Source organism: Lichenihabitans sp. Uapishka_5, from assembly GCF_033947565.1.
In the GTDB taxonomy this organism is placed as follows: domain Bacteria; phylum Pseudomonadota; class Alphaproteobacteria; order Rhizobiales; family Beijerinckiaceae; genus Lichenihabitans.
Window position 1 is genome coordinate 1 of the sequence record NZ_JARPVX010000157.1, and the last position, 3561, is coordinate 3561.

Annotated in this window: 2 protein-coding genes and 2 pseudogenes; 2 read left to right on the forward strand and 2 right to left on the reverse strand. The window is 69.6% G+C overall.

Annotation, left to right across the window (positions count from 1 at the left end; all coding sequences use genetic code 11):
* A pseudogene (locus P7D22_RS22625) lies at positions 1 to 181 on the forward strand (hypothetical protein); the annotation flags it as partial.
* 21 nt (positions 182 to 202) lie between these two features.
* Here the strand turns inward: P7D22_RS22625 and P7D22_RS22630 are convergent.
* On the reverse strand, positions 203 to 1762 hold the full coding sequence (locus tag P7D22_RS22630) for a Ppx/GppA family phosphatase (protein ID WP_319936509.1): 1560 nt from the start codon (positions 1760 to 1762) through the stop codon (positions 203 to 205).
* Positions 1763 to 1894: 132 nt separating this feature from the next.
* On the opposite strand from P7D22_RS22630, the pseudogene P7D22_RS22635 reads away from it, so the two are divergent.
* Positions 1895 to 2409, forward strand: a pseudogene (locus tag P7D22_RS22635) (prolyl-tRNA synthetase associated domain-containing protein).
* Here P7D22_RS22635 and P7D22_RS22640 read toward each other — a convergent pair.
* On the reverse strand, positions 2394 to 3356 hold the full coding sequence (locus P7D22_RS22640) for an aldo/keto reductase (protein ID WP_319936510.1): 963 nt from the start codon (positions 3354 to 3356) through the stop codon (positions 2394 to 2396). The pseudogene P7D22_RS22635 and the gene P7D22_RS22640 overlap by 16 nt on opposite strands.
* Positions 3357 to 3561 lie beyond the last annotated feature (205 nt).

Consider the following 3561-nt stretch of genomic DNA (forward strand, 5'->3'; position numbering starts at 1 on the left):
CGATGCGACGCCGGCCGCGCCCCCGCCGGCTCCAGCCCCCAGGCCGATCCCGCACACGGCCAAGAAGCCCGTAACCCACCCGGCCGCCGTCGCCCACAAGGAGGCTGCGGCGCCGACACACAAGGCCACGGCGCCGGCCCACAAGGACCCGATCGCGCAGCTGATCGGCGCCGCGCGCTGAACGCGCCGGACGCAGGGTGCCTCAGGTCGAGCCGGCCAGCGTCTCGACCCGGAACTTCTTGAGGCCGATGGCGCTGGCCAGCAGCTTCAGGCGATCCGCCACCGCCTCGCTGTCGGGCACGCGGGCCGCCTCGCCGACCGCCAGATGGACGCAGTCGGACGCGACCGTCAGGCGCGAGCCCGCCAGCACCGGCGGCATGCCGGCCGAAATGCGGTAGGCCAGCGAGATGGCACGGCCGAGCACCTGGGCGCGCCTGCGGGCCGCCTTGGACAACAAAGCCTGCGCCGGCCCAAGGTAAGGATCGTCGAACTTGCCGCCGTAGCGGGCATGGATGCAGCTGGCCAGATAAGCCCGCTCGGCATGGGTGATGCCGATGAATGGGAAATGCAGCAGCCGGCGGAAACTTTCCTCGGCCCGCACATCCGGGTGGTCGCGCCAAGCGTGATCCGACAAGGCACAGACCGCGACCCGCAGCCGCGTTTCGGCCGCCGTCTCCCCCGGAAAGAGCGTCGCGGTCCAGCGCACCAACTCGGGCGCGAATCCAGGCACGCGCGCGAGCGGCAGGCCGATCGCCTGGGCGCCCTCGACCAGCGGGTCGAGGTAACGCTCGCGCTCGCTCAGCTGAGAATAAAGCCACCCTTCCCGCAGCCCGAGGGCCGAGAACACCACCTCTTCGGGTGCCAGGCGCTTCAGCACCCGGTCGAGCAGCAGCGCCGCAGCCGGCAGGGTCCGGGCGCGGCGCGCCGGCATGCCGGGCAGGCCCGCGAGCTTGTCGGGCGCCATGCGATAAAGCGTCTTGGCGAAGTCCCGCACCGCATCGGTCGACAGCGTGTAGCCGTGCACCACATGGATCGGCGCGCCGACCGCCATCTGGTGGACGCGTGCGAAGGCCCGCCAGCCGCCGCCCACGGGGTAAAACACCGGCCGGGTCAGGGCCGGCGGCAGGTCGGCCTTCAGCATGGCGTCGATACGGTCCTTGGCGGCCGACAGCCCTTGCGCCATCAGAGCCTCGACCGGCAGCGCCCCGAGCGGCAGGCTCACCCAGCGATCGCCGACGTGATCGTCGAGCGCTTCCGCGACCTCCAGGCTGCCGCCGCCCATGTCACCCACAAGGCCGACCGGGCGGAAGAAGCCCGAAACGACGCCGAGCGCCGCGAACCGCGCTTCCTCGGCGCCGCTCAGGATGCGGATGGTCAAACCCGTCTCGGCCTCGATCAGGCGTTGCAGCTCCGGGCCGTTGCTGGCGCGCCGCATGGCCTCGGTGGCGGTGGCGTCGATACGATCCACCCCCATGGCGTCCGCGATGGCGCGGAAACGGCGCAACGCCTCGATGGTACGGCTGAAATTCTCGGGCGCGATGGCGCCGGTCTGGGCCAGGCCCTCACCGAGGCGGCACAGCGACTTTTCGTTGAAACGCGGCAGCGGCGCCCGGCCGATGCCGTCGTAGACGACGAGCCGCACGGAATTCGAGCCGATGTCGATGATAGCGTAATGGTCGCGCTCGAGCCGCGACACCCTGGCCGCATCGAGCGCGAGCGACCGCTTCGCGCTTCCCTGGCGCGCTTTGTTCGCAACATCCACGACGTTTCCCCTTCGTCCGACGGCGTCCTCATCCCGCGCTTGACGCGGCTGCGGCGCTCCGCTTCTCACTGAAGGATCATCCGCGATGCGGCGCCGCTTGGCGAGTCCGTCGCGCCTTTTGCGAGAGTTCCCGTGCCGCTCAGCCCCGAAGACCTGTTGGCCCGCCTGGCCGATCTCGCCATCGCCAGCCACACGACCGACCATGCCGCCGTGTTCACGGTGGACGAGTCGCGCGCGCTGCGCGGCCTGATCGCCGGCGCCCACACGAAGAACCTGTTTCTGCGCGACAACAAGAAGACCTATTTCCTGGTGACGCTCGACGAAGAGCGCAGCGTCGACCTGAAGCGCCTGCGCGGCCTCATCGGCGCCAAGGGCGGGCTGTCCTTTGCGTCGCCCGAAGCGCTTTTCGAGCATCTCGGTGTCCGGCCCGGTTCGGTATCGCCCTTTGCCGTGATCAACGACACCGCAGGCCTCGTGCGGGTGGTTCTCGACAAGCGTCTCACCGCGGCGAGACGGTCAATTGCCACCCGCTGATCAACACCAGGACCACGTCGATCGCGCCGGCCGACCTCGTGGCCTTTCTGGAGACCACGGGCCACGCGCCGCAGATCCTCGACCTCGATGCCGAGGATCAGCCTGCCGATTGATCGCTGGCACCGTCGAGCGCCGCCACGGCATCGGCGGGCAGGCGCAGCCGCGCCGCCTTCATCAGGCTTTCGAGCTGCGTCAGCGACGTGGCGCTGCTGATCGGGGCCGTGACGCCTTCACGCGCCATCAGCCAGGCCAGCGCCACCTCCGCCGGCTTGGCGCCGAGGTCGCCCGATACGGCATCGAGCGCCGCCAGAATGCGAGTGCCACGCGGGTTCAGATATTTGGCGATCCCCTTGCCGCGTGGGCTTTGGTTGAGATCGGCCTCCGAGCGGTATTTGCCGGTCAGGAAGCCGGCCGCAAGGCCGAAATAGGGGATGACGCCCAGGATCTCGCGGATCGCCAGGTCGCGCAGCGGGCCGTCATAGCTGGCGCGGTCGTAAAGGTTGTATTCCGGCTGCAGCGCCTCGTAGCGTGGCAGCCCCTCGGCCTTGGCGATCTCGAGCGCCGCCGCAAGCTGCGCGGCGCTGAAATTCGAAGCGCCGATCGCCCGCACCTTGCCGGCCCCGATCAGCTTGGCGTAGGCGCCCAGCGTCTCGGCATGGGGTACAGCATCGTCCGCCTTGTGGGATTGGTACAGGTCGATCGTCTCGATGCCGAGGCGGCGCAACGAATCCTCGGCCGCCGTGGCGATCCAGCGGGCCGACAGCCCCTGGCGGTCGGGGCCGAGCTCCATGCCGACCTTGGTGGAGATCAGCACCTTGTCGCGCTTGCCCGGGTTCGCCTTCAGCCAACGGCCGATGACGGCTTCCGACTCGCCGCCCTGGTGGCCCGGCGCCCAACGCGAATACACATCGGCCGTGTCGATCGCGTTGAAGCCAGCATCCACAAAAGCGTCCAGCAGGGCGAAGCTCGTCGCCTCGTCGGCCGTCCAGCCAAACACATTGCCGCCAAACACCAGCGGCGCGATCTTCAAGCCAGATCGTCCGAGCGCGCGCATGTCCATGATGAGCCTCCCGCGGCCAAGCCGCCCTCTTGTCAAGCGGGACGTGGCGCCGTGAAGCGGGAAGTCAATCGCGGCAGGGCGATCAGCGCCGGATGCCGCCCATCACACCACGCATGATCTCGCGCGCCACCGAGGACCCGAGCGAGCGGGCGGCCGATTGGACGGCCGAACGCACGATGACCTGCCCCGTGGTCATGCGGCCGCG